Annotated in this window: 17 protein-coding genes; 11 read left to right on the top strand and 6 right to left on the bottom strand. The window is 68.0% G+C overall.

Features of this window, described 5'->3' with window-relative positions:
- Positions 1-35 precede the first annotated feature (35 nt).
- The 8 genes from QMO14_RS01475 (at position 36) to QMO14_RS01440 (ending at position 8,284) form a co-directional block, all read left to right on the top strand.
- A complete protein-coding gene (locus tag QMO14_RS01475) occupies positions 36-1,163 on the top strand; it encodes a BMP family ABC transporter substrate-binding protein (RefSeq protein WP_301503829.1) in 1,128 nt (375 codons plus the stop codon).
- Positions 1,164-1,281: 118 nt separating this feature from the next.
- A complete protein-coding gene (locus QMO14_RS01470) occupies positions 1,282-2,343 on the top strand; it encodes an ABC transporter permease (RefSeq protein WP_301503828.1) in 1,062 nt (353 codons plus the stop codon).
- Entirely contained in the window at positions 2,340-3,263 is a 924-nt protein-coding gene (locus tag QMO14_RS01465) for an ABC transporter permease (protein WP_301503827.1), read from the top strand. Before QMO14_RS01470 ends, QMO14_RS01465 begins: the two co-directional genes overlap by 4 nt.
- A gap of 5 nt (positions 3,264-3,268) precedes the next feature.
- Positions 3,269-4,261, top strand: a complete 993-nt coding sequence (locus QMO14_RS01460) for a formamidase (protein ID WP_301503826.1) — start codon at positions 3,269-3,271, stop codon at positions 4,259-4,261.
- Between the two features lie 5 nt (positions 4,262-4,266).
- Positions 4,267-4,980, top strand: coding sequence for a cysteine hydrolase family protein (locus QMO14_RS01455; RefSeq protein WP_301503825.1), 714 nt, complete (start codon positions 4,267-4,269; stop codon positions 4,978-4,980).
- Between the two features lie 5 nt (positions 4,981-4,985).
- Positions 4,986-6,575: an ABC transporter ATP-binding protein gene (locus QMO14_RS01450; protein WP_301503824.1), complete on the top strand. Its 1,590-nt coding sequence runs from the start codon at positions 4,986-4,988 to the stop codon at positions 6,573-6,575.
- A gap of 262 nt (positions 6,576-6,837) precedes the next feature.
- Complete coding sequence (locus QMO14_RS01445; RefSeq protein ID WP_301503823.1) at positions 6,838-7,515, top strand: cysteine hydrolase family protein; 678 nt, start codon at positions 6,838-6,840, stop codon at positions 7,513-7,515.
- A 28-nt stretch (positions 7,516-7,543) separates the two neighbouring features.
- Positions 7,544-8,284, top strand: coding sequence for a GntR family transcriptional regulator (locus QMO14_RS01440; RefSeq protein ID WP_301503822.1), 741 nt, complete (start codon positions 7,544-7,546; stop codon positions 8,282-8,284).
- 137 nt (positions 8,285-8,421) lie between these two features.
- Here QMO14_RS01440 and QMO14_RS01435 read toward each other — a convergent pair whose 3' ends face one another.
- Positions 8,422-9,390 carry a tripartite tricarboxylate transporter substrate binding protein gene (locus QMO14_RS01435; RefSeq protein ID WP_301503821.1) on the bottom strand — a complete coding sequence of 323 codons (969 nt, stop codon included), beginning with the start codon at positions 9,388-9,390 and terminating at the stop codon, positions 8,422-8,424.
- A gap of 43 nt (positions 9,391-9,433) precedes the next feature.
- Entirely contained in the window at positions 9,434-10,675 is a 1,242-nt protein-coding gene (locus tag QMO14_RS01430; protein ID WP_301503820.1) for a flavin-dependent oxidoreductase, read from the bottom strand.
- A gap of 91 nt (positions 10,676-10,766) precedes the next feature.
- Between QMO14_RS01430 and QMO14_RS01425 the strand changes: the two genes are divergently transcribed.
- The gene (locus QMO14_RS01425; RefSeq protein ID WP_301503819.1) at positions 10,767-11,660 is read left to right on the top strand and encodes a LysR family transcriptional regulator; all 894 of its coding nucleotides are present in this window, start codon (positions 10,767-10,769) and stop codon (positions 11,658-11,660) included.
- Between the two features lie 15 nt (positions 11,661-11,675).
- On the opposite strand, the gene QMO14_RS01420 is transcribed toward QMO14_RS01425, so the two are convergent.
- Complete coding sequence (locus QMO14_RS01420; RefSeq protein ID WP_301503818.1) at positions 11,676-12,479, bottom strand: exodeoxyribonuclease III; 804 nt, start codon at positions 12,477-12,479, stop codon at positions 11,676-11,678.
- 12 nt (positions 12,480-12,491) lie between these two features.
- Here QMO14_RS01420 and pyrE point away from each other — a divergent pair, with 12 nt between their 5' ends.
- Entirely contained in the window at positions 12,492-13,175 is a 684-nt protein-coding gene (pyrE, locus tag QMO14_RS01415) for an orotate phosphoribosyltransferase (RefSeq protein WP_301503817.1), read from the top strand.
- 17 nt (positions 13,176-13,192) lie between these two features.
- The gene (locus QMO14_RS01410; protein ID WP_301503816.1) at positions 13,193-13,888 is read left to right on the top strand and encodes a DUF4124 domain-containing protein; all 696 of its coding nucleotides are present in this window, start codon (positions 13,193-13,195) and stop codon (positions 13,886-13,888) included.
- 117 nt (positions 13,889-14,005) lie between these two features.
- Here the strand turns inward: QMO14_RS01410 and gatB are convergent, their stop codons facing one another.
- Genes gatB through gatC form a run of 3 tightly spaced genes read right to left on the bottom strand, consistent with a single transcriptional unit; the run spans position 14,006 to position 17,317 of the window.
- Positions 14,006-15,496: an Asp-tRNA(Asn)/Glu-tRNA(Gln) amidotransferase subunit GatB gene (gene gatB, locus QMO14_RS01405; RefSeq protein WP_301503815.1), complete on the bottom strand. Its 1,491-nt coding sequence runs from the start codon at positions 15,494-15,496 to the stop codon at positions 14,006-14,008.
- A gap of 1 nt (position 15,497) precedes the next feature.
- Positions 15,498-17,018: an Asp-tRNA(Asn)/Glu-tRNA(Gln) amidotransferase subunit GatA gene (gene gatA, locus QMO14_RS01400; RefSeq protein WP_301503814.1), complete on the bottom strand. Its 1,521-nt coding sequence runs from the start codon at positions 17,016-17,018 to the stop codon at positions 15,498-15,500.
- Positions 17,018-17,317 carry an Asp-tRNA(Asn)/Glu-tRNA(Gln) amidotransferase subunit GatC gene (gene gatC, locus QMO14_RS01395; RefSeq protein ID WP_301503813.1) on the bottom strand — a complete coding sequence of 100 codons (300 nt, stop codon included), beginning with the start codon at positions 17,315-17,317 and terminating at the stop codon, positions 17,018-17,020. The genes gatA and gatC overlap by 1 nt, the downstream gene beginning before the upstream one ends.
- Positions 17,318-17,335 lie beyond the last annotated feature (18 nt).

Here is a 17,335-nt window from a genome sequence, read left to right as displayed (position 1 = left end):
CCCACCCTCACTTTTTTCCAAGATCGGAGCACGTGATGACCAGCCAATTCAATCGCCGCGATTCCCTCAAGACCCTGGCCGCGCTGGGCGCTGCCGGATCGCTCGGAAGCTGGAGCGCCCTTGCCAGCGCGCAGGCCAAGCCCAAGCCGCTCACCATCGGCGTGATCTACGTCGGCGCGCGCGACGACTACGGCTACAACCAGGCACACGCCATGGCCGCCGCCGAGATCAAGAAGCTGCCCGGCATCAAGGTGGTGGAAGAAGAAAACGTGCCCGAGACCGCCGCCGTGCAGAAGACCATGGCCGGCATGATCTCGCAGGACGGCGCCGGGCTGCTGTTTCCCACGTCGTTCGGCTACTTCGATCCGCACATCCTCGCGGTGGCCCCCAAGTACCCCGACGTGCGCTTCTCGCACTGCGGCGGCCTCTGGACCGAAGGCAAGCACCCGAAGAACGTCGGCAGCTTCTTCGGCTACATCGACGAGTGCCAGTACCTCAACGGCGTGATCGCCGCGCACATGACGAAGAGCAACAAGATCGCCTTCGTCGCGGCCAAGCCCATTCCGCAGGTGCTGCGCAACATCAACGCCTTCACGCTGGGCGCGCGCTCCGTCAAGCCGAACATCACCTGCAGCGTGATCTTCACGGGCGACTGGTCGATGGCGGTGAAGGAGGCCGAAGCCACCAACAGCCTGGCCGACCAGGGCTGCGACGTGTTCACCATGCACGTGGACGGCCCCAAGGTGGTGGTCGAGACGGCGGCCAAGCGCGGCAAGATGGTCTGCGGCTACCACGCGAGCCAGGCCAAGCTGGCGCCCAATGCGTACCTCACCGGCGCCGAGTGGAACTGGCTCACCGCGTACAAGACCATCATCGACGCCGCCCAGGCCGGCAAGCCGCATCCCAACTTCCTGCGCGGCGGCCTGAAGGAGGGCTACGTGAAGATGTCCGCCTACGGCCCCATGGTGCCGGACGCCGCGAAGAAACAGGCCGACGAGATCAAGGCCAAGATGATCGCGGGCAGCTTCGACATCTTCAAGGACGGCATCAAGGACAACAAGGGTGCGGTCGTGGTGCCGGCGGGCAAGGTCCTGAAGCAGACCGACCTGGAGCTCGAGAAGATGAACTACCTCGTCGAAGGCGTGGTCGGCAGCATCGGATGACATCCCCCAGGCTTCGCGCACTTCGTGTCGCTTCGCTCATCTCCTTTGCAAGGGGGCGCCGTCAGCGGCCCGGCGAAGGCGGTTCCGCGACGGCCCTGATCTGAAAGCAGACTTCATCATGCGCAGTGTCCTCAAGGAGTTCTCCCTGCCGGTGTTCGCCATCGCGGCGGCGCTGCTGGTGTTCGGCCTGCTGGTGGCCTTCGCGGGCGTCGATCCGGTGGAGGTCTGGGCCACGCTGTTCAAGGGCGCGTTCGGCGACTGGTTCTCATGGCAGAACACGCTGCAGCGCGCCGCGCCGCTGATGCTCACCGCGCTGTGCGTGGCGCTGCCCGCGCGCGCGGGGCTCATCATCATCGGCGGCGAGGGCGCGCTGGTGCTGGGCGGGCTGGCCTGCGCGGCACTGGCGCATGCGGTGCCGCTGCCCGGCAACCTCATCGGCACGGCGGTCGTCTGCATCGCCGGTGCACTCGCCGGCGCCGTGTGGATCATGCTCGCGGGCTGGCTGCGCCAGTACCGCGGCATCAACGAGACCATCAGCAGCCTGCTGCTGGCCTACATCGCCATCGGCATCTTCAAGCACCTGGTCGAAGGGCCGCTGCGCGATCCGGCCAGTCTCAACAAACCCTCGACCTACGCGCTGGGCGACGGGCTGCTGATCGGCGGCATCGGCGGCTCCGATGTGCATTGGGGGCTGGCGATCGGCATCGTGGCCTGCCTGGGACTCGGCTGGTGGTTGCGCGCCACGGTCTCGGGGTTCTCGGTGCGCGTGGTGGGCGGCAATCCTCGCACCGCGCAGCTGGTCGGGTTGCCGGCCACGCGGCTCATTCTTTCGGCCTGCGGCTTGGGTGGCGCGTGCGCGGGACTCGCGGGCGCCATCGAAGTGGCGGCGGTGCACACCAATGCCAACGCCTCGTTGATCGCGGGGTACGGCTACGCGGGCATCCTCGTGTCCTTCATTGCACGGCACAACCCGGTGGCCATCGTGCCGGTGGCGATTTTGTTCGGCGGCTTCGGCGCGGCGGGCAGCCTGCTGCAGCGGCGGCTGGGCCTGCCCGATGCATCGGTGCTGGTGCTGCAGGGCATCGCCTTCGTGCTGATCCTCGCGAGCGAGGGGCTGCGCACGGTCAACTGGAAGAAGTTCGGCGACCGGATGCTGCCCGAAGCAAGGAGCTACACATGACGGCCGACCAGTGGATCGCGCTGGTCGCCGGCATCGTCGGCGGCGCATTGCGCGTGGGCGCCCCGTTCCTCTTCGTGAGCCTGGGCGAGTGCCTCACCGAGAAATCGGGCCGCATCAATCTCGGCCTCGAAGGCGTGCTGGTGCTGTCGGCCATGGCGGCCTTCGGCGGCGCCTATCTCACCGACTCCGCATGGCTCGGCGTGCTGATCGGCGCGATGGCCGGTGCGGCGCTCGCGCTGCTGCATGGCCTGCTGTGCTCGCTCGATCGCGTGAACGACGTGGCCACCGGCATCGCGCTGATGCTGCTCGGTACGGGGCTCGCGTTCTATCTGGGCAAGCCGCTCATCCAGCCGCAGGCGCCGCAGATCCCGGCTATTCCGCTGGGCTTCTGGAGCGACAACACGGTGGTGCGCTCGGCGCTGCAGCTCAACGCGCTGGTGCCTATCGGCGTGGCGCTCGCGGTGCTGCTGTGGTGGGGCTTCGCGCGCACGCGTGCCGGACTGCTGGTGCGCATGGCGGGCGATTCGGCACAGGCCACGCGCGCGCTGGGCTACTCGGTCTCGGGCCTGCGCATCGCGGCCACCACGGCGGGCGGCTTCATCGCGGGGCTGGGCGGCGCGTCGCTCACGCTTTTCTATCCGGGCAGCTGGAACGAAGGCATCTCCAGCGGCCAGGGCCTGATCGCGGTGGCGCTCGTGATCTTCGCGCGCTGGAGCCCGCTGCGCTGCGTGGGCGCGGCGCTGCTCTTCGGCGGCGCGGGCGCCATCGGGCCCGCGCTGCAATCCATCGGCATCGGCTGGGGCTATCACCTCTTCAACACCGTGCCGTATGTGCTCACGCTGGTGATTCTGGTGTTCACCTGCAAGCCGGGCAGCGCGGCCGCCGGAAGCCCCGGCGAACTCTCTTCCACAAGGAGCTGAACTTCATGAGCGGTCTAGGAGGCCTCAACAAATCGGCGCACGGCGTCGTCGTCGGCCTGGTGCAATTGCAGCTGCCGAGCGTGAAGACGCCGGCCGACCTCGCCGCGCAAACGCAGCGCATCTGCGAGATGGTGGGCAAGGCCCGCCGCAACCAGTCGACCATGGACCTCGTGGTGTTCCCGGAGTACGCGCTGCACGGGCTCTCGATGGACACCAGTCCCGAGATCATGTGCACGCTCGACGGCCCCGAGGTGGCGGCCTTCAAACAGGCCTGCATCGAACACCGCATCTGGGGCTGCTTCTCCATCATGGAAGCCAACCCCGGCGGCAACCCCTACAACAGCGGCCTGATCATCGACGACCACGGCGAGATCAGGCTCTACTACCGCAAGCTGCACCCTTGGGTGCCGGTCGAACCATGGGAGCCCGGCAACCTCGGCATTCCGGTGTGCGACGGACCCAACGGCAGCAGGCTGTCGCTCATCATCTGCCACGACGGCATGTTCCCCGAGATGGCGCGCGAGGCCGCATACAAGGGCGCGGACATCATCCTGCGCACGGCCGGCTACACCGCGCCGATCCGCCACGCGTGGAAGATCACCAACCAGGCCAATGCCTTCTGCAACCTCGCCTACACCGCGAGTGTGTGCCTGTGCGGCAGCGACGGCAGCTTCGACTCGATGGGCGAGGGCATGTTCTGCAACTTCGACGGCACGGTGCTGGCCGAGGGCGGCGGCCGCGTGGACGAGATCATCACCGCCGAACTGCGCCCCGACCTCGTGCGCGAGGCCCGCACCGGCTGGGGCGTGGAGAACAACATCTACCAGCTCTATCACCGCGGTTACGTCGCGGTGAAAGGCGGCGCACAGGACTGCCCCTACACCTACATGCACGACATGGCCGCCGGCACCTACAGGCTGCCGTGGAGCGCCGAGGTGAAGGTGACCGACGGCACGAGCTGCGGCTTCGCGCCGCCGCAGCGCAACTACGCGGGATGACGACCATGACCACCACCATCGCCAACACCACCGAGCGCCACGTGGCCGCCGAGCCCTATGCCTGGCCCTACAACGGCGCGCTGCGGCCGGACAACACCGCGCTCATCGTCATCGACATGCAGACCGACTTCTGCGGCAAGGGCGGTTACGTCGACGTGATGGGCTACGACCTGTCGCTGGTGCAGGCACCGATCAAGCCGATCGCGCGAACGCTGGCGGCGCTGCGGCCGCTGGGCTATCACATCATCCACACGCGCGAGGGCCACCGGCCCGACCTCGGCGACCTGCCGGCCAACAAGCGCTGGCGCTCGCGGCAGATCGGCGCGAACGGCGTGGGCATCGGCGACGACGGGCCGTGCGGGCGCATCCTGGTGCGCGGCGAGCCCGGCTGGGAAATCATTCCCGAGCTGGCGCCGCTGCCGGGCGAGGTGGTCATCGACAAGCCAGGCAAGGGCTCGTTCTACGCGACCGACCTGGAGCTGATCCTGCGCACGCGCGGCATCGAGAACATCATCCTCGCGGGCATCACCACCGACGTGTGCGTGCACACCACGATGCGCGACGCCAACGACCGCGGCTTCGAGTGCCTGCTGCTGTCGGACTGCACCGCGGCCACGGACTACGGCAACCACCTCGCGGCGCTGAAGATGATCACGATGCAGGGCGGCGTCTTCGGCGCGCACGCCACCTCGCAGGCGCTGCTGGCCGCGCTGGACTGACCGCGATGGGCGCCGCGTCTTCTTCCTCCCGTGCCATCGGAGGCCTGCCGGCGGGCAGCGGCGCGCTCGCGCTGGACACGTATCAACTCACCAAGCGCTTTGGCGACTTCACCGCGATGGACCGCGTGACGATGCGCGTCGAGCCCGGCACGGTGCATGCGCTGCTGGGCGAGAACGGTGCGGGCAAGAGCACGCTGGTGAAGTGCGTGGCGGGCTTCCAGCGCGCGGAGGAGGGCAGCATCCTCATCGACGGGCGCGAGCAGGACATCGCCAACCCCATCGTGGCGCGCGCGCTGGGCATCGGCATGGTCTACCAGCACTTCACGCTGGCGCCGGGCATGACGGTGGCCGAGAACCTGCTGCTGGCGGGCGGAAAGACGCCGGCGGTGATCGACTGGAAGAGCAAGCGCGCGGAGCTGGAGGCCTTCCTGGCGACCACGCCGTTCAGCCTCGACCTCGACGTGCGGCCTTCGGAGCTCGCGGCGGGCGAGAAGCAGAAGCTGGAGCTGCTCAAGCAGCTCTACCTGAAGCCGCGCCTGCTGATCCTCGACGAGCCGACCTCGGTGCTCACGCCGCAGGAGGCCGACGAGGTGCTGGGCCATGTGCGCGAGTTCGCGCGCAGCGGGCTGTGCACAGTGCTGATCATCACGCACAAGTTCCGCGAGGTGATGGCGTATGCGGACAACGTGACAGTGCTCAGGCGCGGCAAGGCGGTGCACCATTGCCGCGTGGCAGACACCACTCCGGCGCAGCTGGCGCAGGCCATGATGGGGGGCGAGCAGGCTGTTTCGCCGCAGCAGTCCGCCGTGACCAGGAAGCTTGTACCGGCTGGTGCACCTGTTGCATTGAAGGTCGAAGGGCTGAAGGCGCAGGGCGATCGCGGAACGCTGGCGCTGCACGAGCTGAGCCTGTCGGTGCGCGCCGGGGAGATCCTCGGCGTGGCCGGTGTCTCGGGCAACGGGCAGCGCGAACTGGTCGAAGCGCTGGTGGGGCAACGGCCGCGACTTGCAGGCAAGGTCGCGGTGATGGGGCAGCCCTACGCCGCGCGCCGCGCCGAGAACCGCGAGCTCAAGGTGCGCAGCCTGCCGGAGGAGCCGCTGCGCAACGCATGCGTCGGCGATCTCAGCGTCGCGGAGAACATGGCGCTGCGCGACTTCGACCAGCCGCCGCTGTCGCGTGCCGGCGTGCTGAGCTTTCCCTACTGGCGCAGCAGGGCGCGCGAGTGGATCGCCGAATACGGCGTGAAGACGCGGGGCGAGGGCGCGCCGATCCGCAGCCTCTCGGGCGGCAACGTGCAGCGCGCGGTGCTGGCGCGTGAGCTGGCGGGCGACATCAATGTGCTGATCGCGGCGAACCCGGTGTTCGGGCTGGACTTCGCGGCCGTCGCCGAGATCCATTCGCGCATCGTGCAGGTGCGTGAGAAGGGCGGGGCGGTGCTGCTCATCAGCGAGGACCTCGACGAGCTGCTGGAGCTGGCGGACCGCATCGTGGTGATGAGCGAAGGGCGGATCGTGTTCGAGACTTCGGCCGCCGGGGCCGAGCGACATGTGATTGGGGCGCACATGGGTGGTKGGCACCATGAGGTTGCGGCATGAGTGCGCTGCATGTTTCTTGGGCTCCGCCCGGCGGGCGGCACGGCGCGGTCGCCCCCACTGCGCCGGCCGCTTCGCGGCTTCCCTGCGGTGCTCGCGTTTCGCGGGGTCCCGCAGAACTCGCTTCGCTCAGACAGCTGCGAGCACTGATCCGCGAAACGCTGCGCTCCTTGGCAGCGCAGAGGGGGCGCCCACGCCGCACCGCCCGCCGGGCTCGGTGGTGGGGTGACTGCCGTCTTGGCCCGGGACATTCTTGAGAACCAGCATGCGCATAGAAGAAGCGAATCCCTTTCCGTACGAATTCGACGTGGTGAAGACCGCGCTGGTCCTCATCGATATGCAGCGCGACTTCATCGAGCCTGGTGGCTTCGGCGAGACGCTGGGCAACGATGTGTCCTTGCTCGAAGCCATCGTGCCCGCGACGAAGGCGGTGCTGCAGGCTTGGCGGCAGGCTGGCGGGCTCGTCGTGCACACGCGCGAGGCGCACAAGGCCGATCTTTCAGATTGCCCGCCGGCCAAGCGCAATCGCGGCAACCCCACGCTGCGCATCGGCGACGAAGGGCCGATGGGGCGCATCCTCGTGGCCGGCGAGCCCGGCAACCAGATCATCGATGCGCTCGCGCCCATCGACGGCGAGATCGTGATCGACAAGCCGGGCAAGGGCGCCTTCTACGCAACCGGCCTGCACGAGCTGCTGCAGGCGCGCGGCATCACCCACCTGCTGTTCGGCGGCGTCACCACTGAGGTCTGCGTGCAGACCAGCATGCGCGAAGCCAACGACCGAGGCTACGACTGCCTGCTGCTGGAGGACTGCACCGAAAGCTACTTTCCCGCGTTCAAGGCGGCCACGGTCGACATGGTGCGCGCGCAGGGCGGCATCGTCGGCTGGACGGCGCCGGGCGCGGCGCTGCTGGCGGCGCTGATGAATGGCCGCCCTTCTTGACGCATCGGCCTGCGACTACCATTCCAACGTGTCTACTGCCCGCACCCACTCTGAAACTTCTGTTGCCGCTCCCGATGCGGCCGTCTTCCGCACACGGGCCGACGAGGTCTACGCGCAGCTCAAGCGCGACGTGGCCGATTTCATCCTCGTGCCAGGCGACCGCTTCACCGAGAGCGAGATCAGCGACCGGCTCGGCGTATCGCGCACGCCGGTGCGGCAGGCGCTGTTCAGGCTGCAGCAGGAAGGATTCGTCGAAGTGCTGTTCCGCAGCGGCTGGCGCGTGCTGCCCTTCGACTTCGAACAGTTCGAGCAGCTCTACGACCTGCGCATGGTGCTGGAGACCACCGCCGTGCACCGCCTTTGCGAGACCGACCGCCACATCGACCGCCGCCTGCTCGAGACGCTGGCCGACATCTGGCTGGTGCCCGCGGCGCAGCGCAGCATCGACATGGCCCAGGTCGCGCAGTGGGACGAAGCCTTCCACTGCTCGCTGGTGGCGGCTGCCGGCAATGCCGAGATGGCCCGCGTGCACGGCGACGTGACCGACCGGATCCGCATCATCCGCCGCCTCGACTTCACCAAGCAGCCGCGCATCGACGCCACCTACGACGAGCACGCCAAGATCTTGAAGGCCGTGCGCGCGAACCGCGGCGACCAGGCCGCGATGCTGCTGCGGGCGCACATCGAGACCAGCCAGGCGGAGGTGCGCAAGATCACGCTGCACCAGGTGCACTTGGCGCGGCACGCGGGGAAGACGGCGCCGCGCTGAAGGAGTTGCGCCTTCCCCCGCTGGGGGAAGGCTGGGATGGGGGCACGCGGCCGTCGTCAAGGCAGCGAAGCGTGCATGAGCCGATTGCCCCCACCCCGACCCTCCCCCAGAGGGGGAGGGAGAAAGACAGACCAGGCTCAGTCGGCGGTGATGTTGCCGCGCTTCACCACGCCAGCCCACCGGTCCGCATCCTTCTTCAGCAGCGCGCCGAACTCCGCCGGCGTCGAGCTCGCCGGCACCATGCCCTGAGACTCGAAGGACTTCGCCACCTCGGGCTGCTTCAGCACCGCCGCGATCTCCTTGTTGAGCCGCGCCACCACCTCGGGCGGCGTGCCCTTGGGCGCGAGCACGCCGTACCACATGTCGACGTTGTCGGCGGTCACGCCGGCCTCTGCGAGCGTGGGCACTTCGGGCAGCTGAGGCAGGCGCTTGTTGCTGCCGGTCGCAATGGCCTTGAGCTTGCCGGCCTGGATGTGCTGCAGCGCCACGTGCACCGGGAGGAACATGTAGTCGATGCGCCCGCCGAGCAGGTCCGTCACCGCGCCGGCCGTGCCCTTGTAGGGCACATGCAGCATCTCGGTGCCCGTGCCCTGCATGAAGAGCGCCATCGACAGGTGGTGCGGCGTACCCACGCCCGGCGTGGCGTAGGTCAGCTTGCCGGGCGCCGCCTTGGCAGCGCTCACCATCTGCTGCACCGACGAGGCCTTCTGCACGTTCGGATTGGTCACCAGCAGCAGCGTGCCCCACGAGGTGAGCGACACCGGCGCGAAGTCGGCCACCGGGTCGTAGCTCAGCGAGCGGTAGAGGCTGCGGTTCATCACCAGCGTGTTGACCTGCACCAGCAGCGTGTAGCCGTCGGGCTTGGCACGTGCCACGCGCTCGCTGCCGATGTTGCCGCTGGCGCCCGCCACGTTCTCCACGACCACCGGCTGGCCCAGTCTGGCGGGCAGGCGTGCCGAGAGCTGGCGGGCGATCAGGTCGATGCCGGTGCCGGGGGTGTAGGGCACCACCAGCGTGATCGGCTGGTCGGGCCAGGCGAATGCGGTGGTGGCGGTGCCGGCGGCCATCAGCAGGGCGGCGAAGGTTTTCTTGATCAGCGAGCGCATGGGTTTTCAGTCTCCGGGTTCTTCTGTGGGTAGCCTGTTCAGTTCAAAGGAAGGAAGCGCGCGCCTTCAGGGCCGCGGGGTCGTAGCCGGCCACGCGCTTGTAGTTGTCCGAGATTGCCTGCAGTTCGGCGACCGGCACGACGTCGTCGACGCGCTCGAAGCGCTTGCCGCCCGAGCGCTCGAACACCTCGCGCAGGATGGCGTCGGGCGGGTTGCTGCGGTTGGTCAGCACCACGTCGGTGGTGTCCTTGACGCGCACGCGGTCGTAGTCGTCGAGCGCAGCGGTGCCGACGCCCTGCTTCTTCAGCGCGCCTGCGAGAAAGCGCGCGTCGATGATCGCCTGGCCCGCGCCGTTGGAGCCTCGCGGAACCATCGGGTGCGCGGCGTCGCCCAGCAGCGTGAGGCGGCCGTGCGTCCAGCGCGGCAGCGGGTCCTGGTCGACCATCGGGTACTCGAGGATGGTGTCGGAGGCGAGGATCAGCGCCGGCACGTCGAGCCAGTCGAAATGCCAGTCGGCAAAGGCCGGCAGGAAGTCTTCGAGGCGGCCCGCGCGGCTCCAGTCGCGCATGGCGGGTTGGGGCGCGTGGATCTCGGCCACCCAGTTCACGAGCTGGTTGCCCTCGGTGTCGATGTTGTCGCGGATCGGGTAGATCACCATCTTGCCGACCGACAGCCAGCCCGCGCGCACCATGCTGCCGCCCGAGAGAAAAGGCTTCCAGCGCGCGGTGCCGCGCCACATGTTCACGCCCGAGTAGCGCGGTGCGCCTTCGCCCGGATAGAGCTGCTTGCGCAGCGCCGAGTGGATGCCGTCGCAGCCCACCGCGACGGCGCCGCGCACCGGCGGCGCGCCGTCGGCGAAATGCACCGTGACGCCTTCCGCGTCCTGTTCCACGTGCGTGCAGCGGCGGCCGCACACCACGCTGTCGGGGCCCAGGCGCTTCAGCGTCTCTTCGTACAGCACGGTCTGCAGGTCGCCGCGGTGGATGGAGAACTGAGGCCAGTCGTAGCCCGCATGCTGGCCCGCCGCCTCGCGGAAGACCAGCTGGCCGTGCTCGGTGAAGAACACGGCTTCCTTCGTGCGCACGCCCACCTTGTCGAGGGCCTCCAGCAGGCCGAGCTCGGTGAGCTCGCGCACCGCGTGCGGCAGCAGGTTGATGCCCACGCCCAGCGGCTTGAGTTCGGGCACGGCTTCGTACACGCGGCAGGGAATGCCGGCCTGGTGCAGGCTCAGCGCGAGGGTCAGGCCGCCGATGCCGGCGCCCAGGATGATGACTTCGTTGCTCATGGTGGTCGTTCGTCTTGTTCCGGGCCGCATTAGGAACGCGGAACCATCATTTGTGAAATTTAGATGTGATATGGATTTATCATGAATCCATATGAATCTATCGACCCGTCAGCTGCGCGCCTTCCTGCAGGTGGCGCGCGTCGGCAACTTCACGCGCGCGGCCGAGCAGGCGCACATCACGCAGGCCGGGCTCAGCATCCTGATCCGCGAAATGGAAAAGCAGCTGGGCTGCCGCCTCTTCGACCGCACCACGCGCGTGGTGAGCCTCACGCCCGCGGGCCGGCGCCTGCTGCCGGTGGTCGAGCGCATGGTGACCGACCTCGACGACGTCGCGGCCGAGCTGGGCGCCGAGGGCGACGCGGCCCGCCAGACGCTGCGCATCGCGGCCACGCCGCTGGTGTCGTCGAACCTGCTGCCGCAGGTGTTCGCCAGCTTCCGCCTGGCCCATCCGCAGGTGAGCCTGCGCCTGTTCGACGCCGACCTGCGCGACGTGGAGGCGATGGTGGCGGCCGGCGAGGCCGACGTGGGCCTGGGCTTCTTCTTCAAGGCCGCGCCGGGTCTGGCGCGAGAGCCAGTAGGGCGCTTTCACCTGATGCGCGTGGAGGCTGGAGAGCCGCAGGCCGTAGGCACCGCTCCCTGGTCGGCACTGCGCGGCGCCGAACTCGTCGGCCTGCCGCCCGGCAATCCGATCCAGAAAGTCATCGACCAGCACCTCGCCGCCATCGGCCGCGCCGAAGCGCAGCGCACCGTCTTCAACTTCTTCGGCACGCTGATCTCGATGGTGGAAGCCGGCTTCGGCACGGCCGTGATGCCCACCTTCGCGCTCGCCGCCTGCCGCCGGCATCGCGTGCGCACCGACGTGCTGATCAAGCCGAAGGTGGGGCTGGACTTCTACCGCATCACCAAGCGCGGGGCGTACGAGACGGAGGCGATGCAGGCCTTCGTCGCGACGCTGGAGAAGGCGCTGCCGGAGTTGTCGCGCTGAGGAGCGCGGGCCGGCCTACAGCTTGAAGTCGTAGTCCACCGTGATCGGCGCATGGTCCGAAAACTTCACGGTTTTGTAGATTTGCTCGCTCCGCGCCAGCGCCGCGAACTTCGGCGTGGCCAGGTGATAGTCCAGCCGCCACCCCACGTTGTTCGCATAGGCCTGGCCGCGGTTGCTCCACCAGGTGTAGGCCTCGGCGGTGGTGTCGGGCTTGAGCATGCGATAGACGTCCACCAGGCCCGCGCCCTCGGCGCCGGCGTCGAGCAGCTTCGTCATCCAGGCGCGTTCCTCGGGCAGGAAGCCGCTGTTTTTCTGGTTGCCGCGCCAGTTCTTCAGGTCGATCTCCTTGTGGGCGATGTTGATGTCGCCGCACAGCACGAACTCGCGCTCCTTCTTCAGTGCCACGAGGTGCGGGAAGAAGCCCTTGAGGAAGCGGAACTTGGCTTCCTGGCGCTCCTCGCCCGAACTGCCGCTCGGAAAGTAGCAGCTGATGACGGAGAACTTGCGCTTGGGCGTGTCGAAGCGCAGTTCGAGGTACCGGCCCTCGGCATCGAACTCGGCGTCGCCCCAGCCCACCACCACCTGGCTCGGAGCGTGCTTGGTGTAGACGGCGGTGCCGGCGTAGCCTTTCTTCTCGGCGAAGTGGAAATGGCCCTTGAGGCCGGCCATTTCCTCGAACCGGCCCTCGATGTCGCTGGCCTGGACGCGGATCTCTTGCATGCAAATACAATCCGGCGCAAGTTCGGCCACCCAGTCGGCCACGCCTTTGGTAGCGGCCGAACGCAGGCCATTGAGATTGAGACTGGTCAGTTTGAACACAAGGAATTTCCGATGGCTGTAGATGGTGAGAAAAGCAGCGCGGTTGCACAGGACTTCGTCCAGTTCGCCCTGGATGCCGGCGTGCTGCGCTTTGGTGAATTCAAGACCAAAGCCGGTCGAATGAGTCCTTACTTCTTCAATTCTGGGCTCTTCGATGACGGCGGCAAGATCGCCCGGCTCGCGGGATTCTATGCAGACCGGCTGATCGAGAGCGGCCTCGAGTTCGACATGATCTTCGGCCCCGCCTACAAGGGCATTCCGCTGGGCGCCACGGTGGCCGCCGAGCTGGCCCGCCGGGGCCGCAACTATCCCTTTGCCTACAACCGCAAGGAAGCCAAGGCACACGGCGAAGGCGGCAACCTCGTGGGCGCGCCGCTCAAGGGCCGCGTGCTGATCGTCGATGACGTGATGTCCGCCGGCACCGCGGTGCGCGAGTCGATCGCCGCCATCGAGGCCGCGGGCGCCACGCCGCATGCCGTGGCCATCGCGCTCGACCGGCAGGAAAAAGCCACCGAGAACGGCGTGGACGTGGACCACAGCGCCGTGCAGTACGTGCGCAACCAGCTCGGCCTGTCGGTGATCGCCATCGCCACGCTGGACGACCTGCTGAGCTACCTCTCGGGCGGTGCCGCCGCCGACCTCGGCGCGCACCGCGAACGCGTGCTGGCCTACCGCGCACGCTACGGCGCCAGCTGAAGAAACAAGGCCGCCGAATGCACCACGCACGCGACGATCACGACAGACCGTTCCGCCTGCTGGCGGCGGCACCCCTTTTCATCGTGGCGCTCTCGTTCTGCGGCGCCCTGCAAGCGCAACCGCAGAAAGTGGAAGGCGCCTCCGCCGGCATCTATACCTGCACCGATGCCCGGGGCCGAACGCTGACGGCCGACCGGCCGATCGCCGAGTGCAGCGACCGCGAGCAGCGTGAACTGAACCCGAGCGGCTCGGTGCGCCGCAAGCTCGAGCCGACCTACACCGCGCGCGAGCAGCAGGAGCGCGAGGACCGCGCCCGCGAGGCCGCCATCGTGGCCGCGCGCCAGACCGACGAGCGGCGCCGCGAGCGCGCGCTGCTGGTGCGCTACCCGAACCTCGCCACGCATGACCGCGAGCGCAGCGAAGCGCTGGCCCAGATCGATGCCGTGACCCAGGCCGCGAAGAAGCGCATTGCGGAACTGGGCGAAGACCGAAAGAAGATCGACGAGGAGCTGGAGTTCTACAAGCAGGACGTCAGCAAGGCGCCAGGCGCGATACGCCGCAAGCTCGACGACAACACGCAGAGTGTGGCGGTGCAGAACCGTTTCATTTCGGAGCAGGAAGAAGAGAAGAAGCGGGTGAATGCGCGCTTTGACGAAGAGCGCGCGCGCCTGAAGGCGCTCTGGTCGCCGCAGAACGGCGGAAACCCAAAGTAACCCCCCAGGCTGCGCGGCACTTCGTGCCGCTTCGTCAACCCCCTGCCGGGGGCAACATCGGTGGCCCGGCAAAGCCGGTTCCACGGTGTTCTCCGAAGGGGTGAGGGAGGGCCCCGGTCAGGCTAGCTTGGCCTTCAGCAGCTCGGTGACTTGCGCCGGATTGGCCTTGCCGCCGCTGGCCTTCATGACCTGACCCACGAGGGCGTTGAGCGCCTTTTCCTTGCCGCCGCGATATTCCTCGACGTTCTTCGCATTCTTCGCGATCACCTCGTCGAGGATCTTGTCGAGCGCGCCGGTGTCGTTCATCGGCTTCAGGTCTTTCGCCTCGATGATCGCGTCGACATCGCTGCCTTCGCCGGTCCACAGGGCTTCGAACACCTGGCGTGCGGCGTTGTTGGGCAGCGTGCCGTCCACGATGCGCTTCACGAGCTGTGCCAGCTGCTGCGCCTTCACCGGCGCGGCCTCGATGCCGATCTCGGCGGCGTTCAGGCGGCGCGCCATCTCGCCGGTGATCCAGTTGCTCGCGAGCTTGGGCGTGGCGCCCGCGTTCACGGCTTCGTCGAAGTAGCCGGCGAGCGCGGCGCTCTGAGTGAGCTGCGCGGCGTCGTATTCCGACAGGCCGTGGTCGCGCACGTAGCGCTCGGCCATCGCGCGCGGCAGCTCGGGCATTGCGGCCTTCACGCGCTCGATCCAGTCGCTGGCGATGACCAGCGGCGGCAGGTCGGGGTCGGGAAAGTAGCGGTAGTCGGCCGAGTCTTCCTTGGCGCGCATGGCGCGCGTTTCGCCGGTGCCTTCATTGAACAGCACGGTCGCCTGCTCGATCTTTCGGCCGTCCTCGATCTCGTCGATCTGCCAGCGGATCTCGTAGTCGATCGCCTGCTGCATGTGTTTGAAGCTGTTCAGGTTCTTGATCTCGCGGCGCGTGCCGAGCTTCTCGCCGGGGCGGCGCACCGACACGTTGGCGTCGCAGCGGAAGCTGCCTTCCTGCATGTTGCCGTCGCAGATGCTGATCCAGGTGACGATCTTGTGCAGCTCCTTCGCGTAGGCCACGGCCTCGGCGGTGGAGCGCATGTCGGGTTCGGTCACGATCTCCAGCAGCGGCGTGCCGGCGCGGTTCAGGTCGATGCCGCTCTGGCCGACGAAATCTTCATGCAGCGACTTGCCCGCGTCTTCCTCGAGGTGGGCGCGCACCAGGCGCACCGTCTTCTGCTCTTCGCCCACGAAGAACGACACCGCGCCGCCCTGCACCACGGGAATCTCGAACTGGCTGATCTGGTAGCCCTTGGGCAGGTCGGGATAGAAGTAGTTCTTGCGCGCGAACACGCTGCGCGGCGCGATGTGCGAGCCCAGCGCCAGGCCGAGCTTGATGGCGCGCTCGACCGCGCCCTTGTTCATCACGGGCAGCGTGCCGGGCAGCGCGAGGTCGACCGCGCAGGCCTGCGTGTTGGGCTCTGCGCCGAAGGCGGTGGAGGCGCGGCTGAAGATCTTGCTCGCGGTGGAGAGCTGTGCGTGCGTCTCGAAGCCGATGATGACTTCATAGCCGCGCACCAGCGGGCCGGTCGGGCGGCCCTGTTGTTGTGCTTCGAAGGTGTTCACTGTCTCGCTCATTTCAGAAGCCCTCCGGCGTGCGCGAATGCCAGTCGGTGGCCTGCTGGAAGCGGTGCGCTGCGTTCAGCAGCTTCGCCTCGCCGAAGTAGTTGCCGATCAGCTGCAGGCCCACGGGCATGCCGCCGTCGAAGCCTGCGGGCACGCTCATGCCGGGCAGGCCGGCCAGCGATGCGGGCAGCGTGAAGATGTCGGCGAGGTAGTCGGCCACGGGGTCGTCGCCGTGCTCGCCGATCTTCCAGGCGATGGTGGGCGCGGCGGGGCCGACGATCACGTCGCACTGCTTGAAGGCCTGCTGGAAGTCGTCGGCGATCATGCGGCGCACCTTCTGCGCCCGGAGGTAATAGGCGTCGTAGTAGCCCTCCGAAAGGACATAGGTGCCGATCATGATGCGGCGCTTGACCTCGTCGCCGAAGCCTTCGGCGCGGGTGCGTTCGTACATCTGGGTCAGCGCGCTTCTTTCTCGTTCGTCGTTCGGATCGTAGGAGGCCTTCGTGCGGTGGCCGAACTTCACGCCGTCGAAGCGGCTCAGGTTGCTCGAGGCCTCGGCTGCGGCAATGATGTAGTACACGGGGATCGATAGTTCGGTGCGCGGCAGCGTCACCTCGACGCGCTTGGCGCCGAGCTTCTCGTACTGAGCGAGCGCGGCATCAATGGCCGCGCGCACGCCGGGCGCCACGCCTTCGCCGAAGAACTCCTTCGGCACGCCGATGCGCAGGCCTTCGAGCGAGTCGTTCAGCGAGCGGCCGAAGTTCTCGGCGGGCTTGTCGAGCGAGGTGGAGTCGCGGTCGAGGTCGGGGCCGCAGAAGGCCGACAGCAGCAGTGCGCAGTCTTCGGCCGAGCGGGCCATCGGGCCGGCCTGGTCGAGGCTCGATGCGAAGGCCACCATGCCGTAGCGCGAGGCGCGGCCGTAGGTGGGCTTGATGCCGGTGATGCCGCAGAACGAGGCGGGCTGGCGGATCGAGCCGCCGGTGTCGGTGCCGGTGGCCGCGGGCGCGAGGCGTGCCGCCACGGCGGCCGCGCTGGCGCCGGACGAGCCGCCCGGAATGCGTTCGAGGTTCCACGGGTTGCGCACCGGCACGGCCTTGTCGTGGCCCACGGCGGGTACCGCGACGTTCTCGTTGGCCGAGCCCATGGCGAACTCGTCGCAGCTCAGCTTGCCCAGCGTGACCGCGCCGGCCTCGGCCAGGCGGCGAACCACGGTGGCGTCGAAGGGCGAGCGGTAGCCTGCGAGCATCTTCGAGCCGGCGGTGGTGGCGAAGTCGGTGGTGACGAAGATGTCCTTGTGCGCAATGGGCACGCCGGCCAGCGCGGGGGCGTCGCCCTTGGCGATCAGCGCGTCGGCGGCGCGGGCCTGGGCCAGCGTGGCTTCCTCGTTCACGTCGACGAAGGTGCCCAGCGACTCATGCGCTTTCATGCGGCCCAGGAAGGCCTGCGAGGCCTCGACGGCCGAAACCTTGCGCTCGGCCAGCGCCTTCGCCAGCTCGACAACGCTCAATTGGTGCAATTCACCGCTGCTGCTCATCATTCGATTACCTTGGGCACGAGAAACAGGCCGGCTTCGACGGCCGGGGCGCTCTTCTGGTTGGCTTCGCGGTTATTGGGTTCGCTCACCACGTCGTCGCGCAGCCGCAGCGTGATGTCTTCGAGGGCGGCCACCGGATGGGCCAGCGGCTCGACGCCGGCGGTGTCGACGGAACGCATACGTTCGACTAAGTCGAAAAAGCCGTTGATCTGGCTGAGCATGCGCTCGCTTTCATCGGGAGCCAGCTGGAGCCTCGCCAGCGAGGCGATGCGCTCAATATCGGAAGCGGAGAGTGACATAGGTCGGAACGGCCCAAA

This window comes from Variovorax sp. CAN15 (assembly GCF_030462475.1).
Classification (GTDB): Bacteria; Pseudomonadota; Gammaproteobacteria; order Burkholderiales; family Burkholderiaceae_C; genus Variovorax.
The sequence above is the reverse complement of the archived record's forward strand: the minus strand, read 5'-3'. Positions and strand labels throughout refer to the sequence as shown.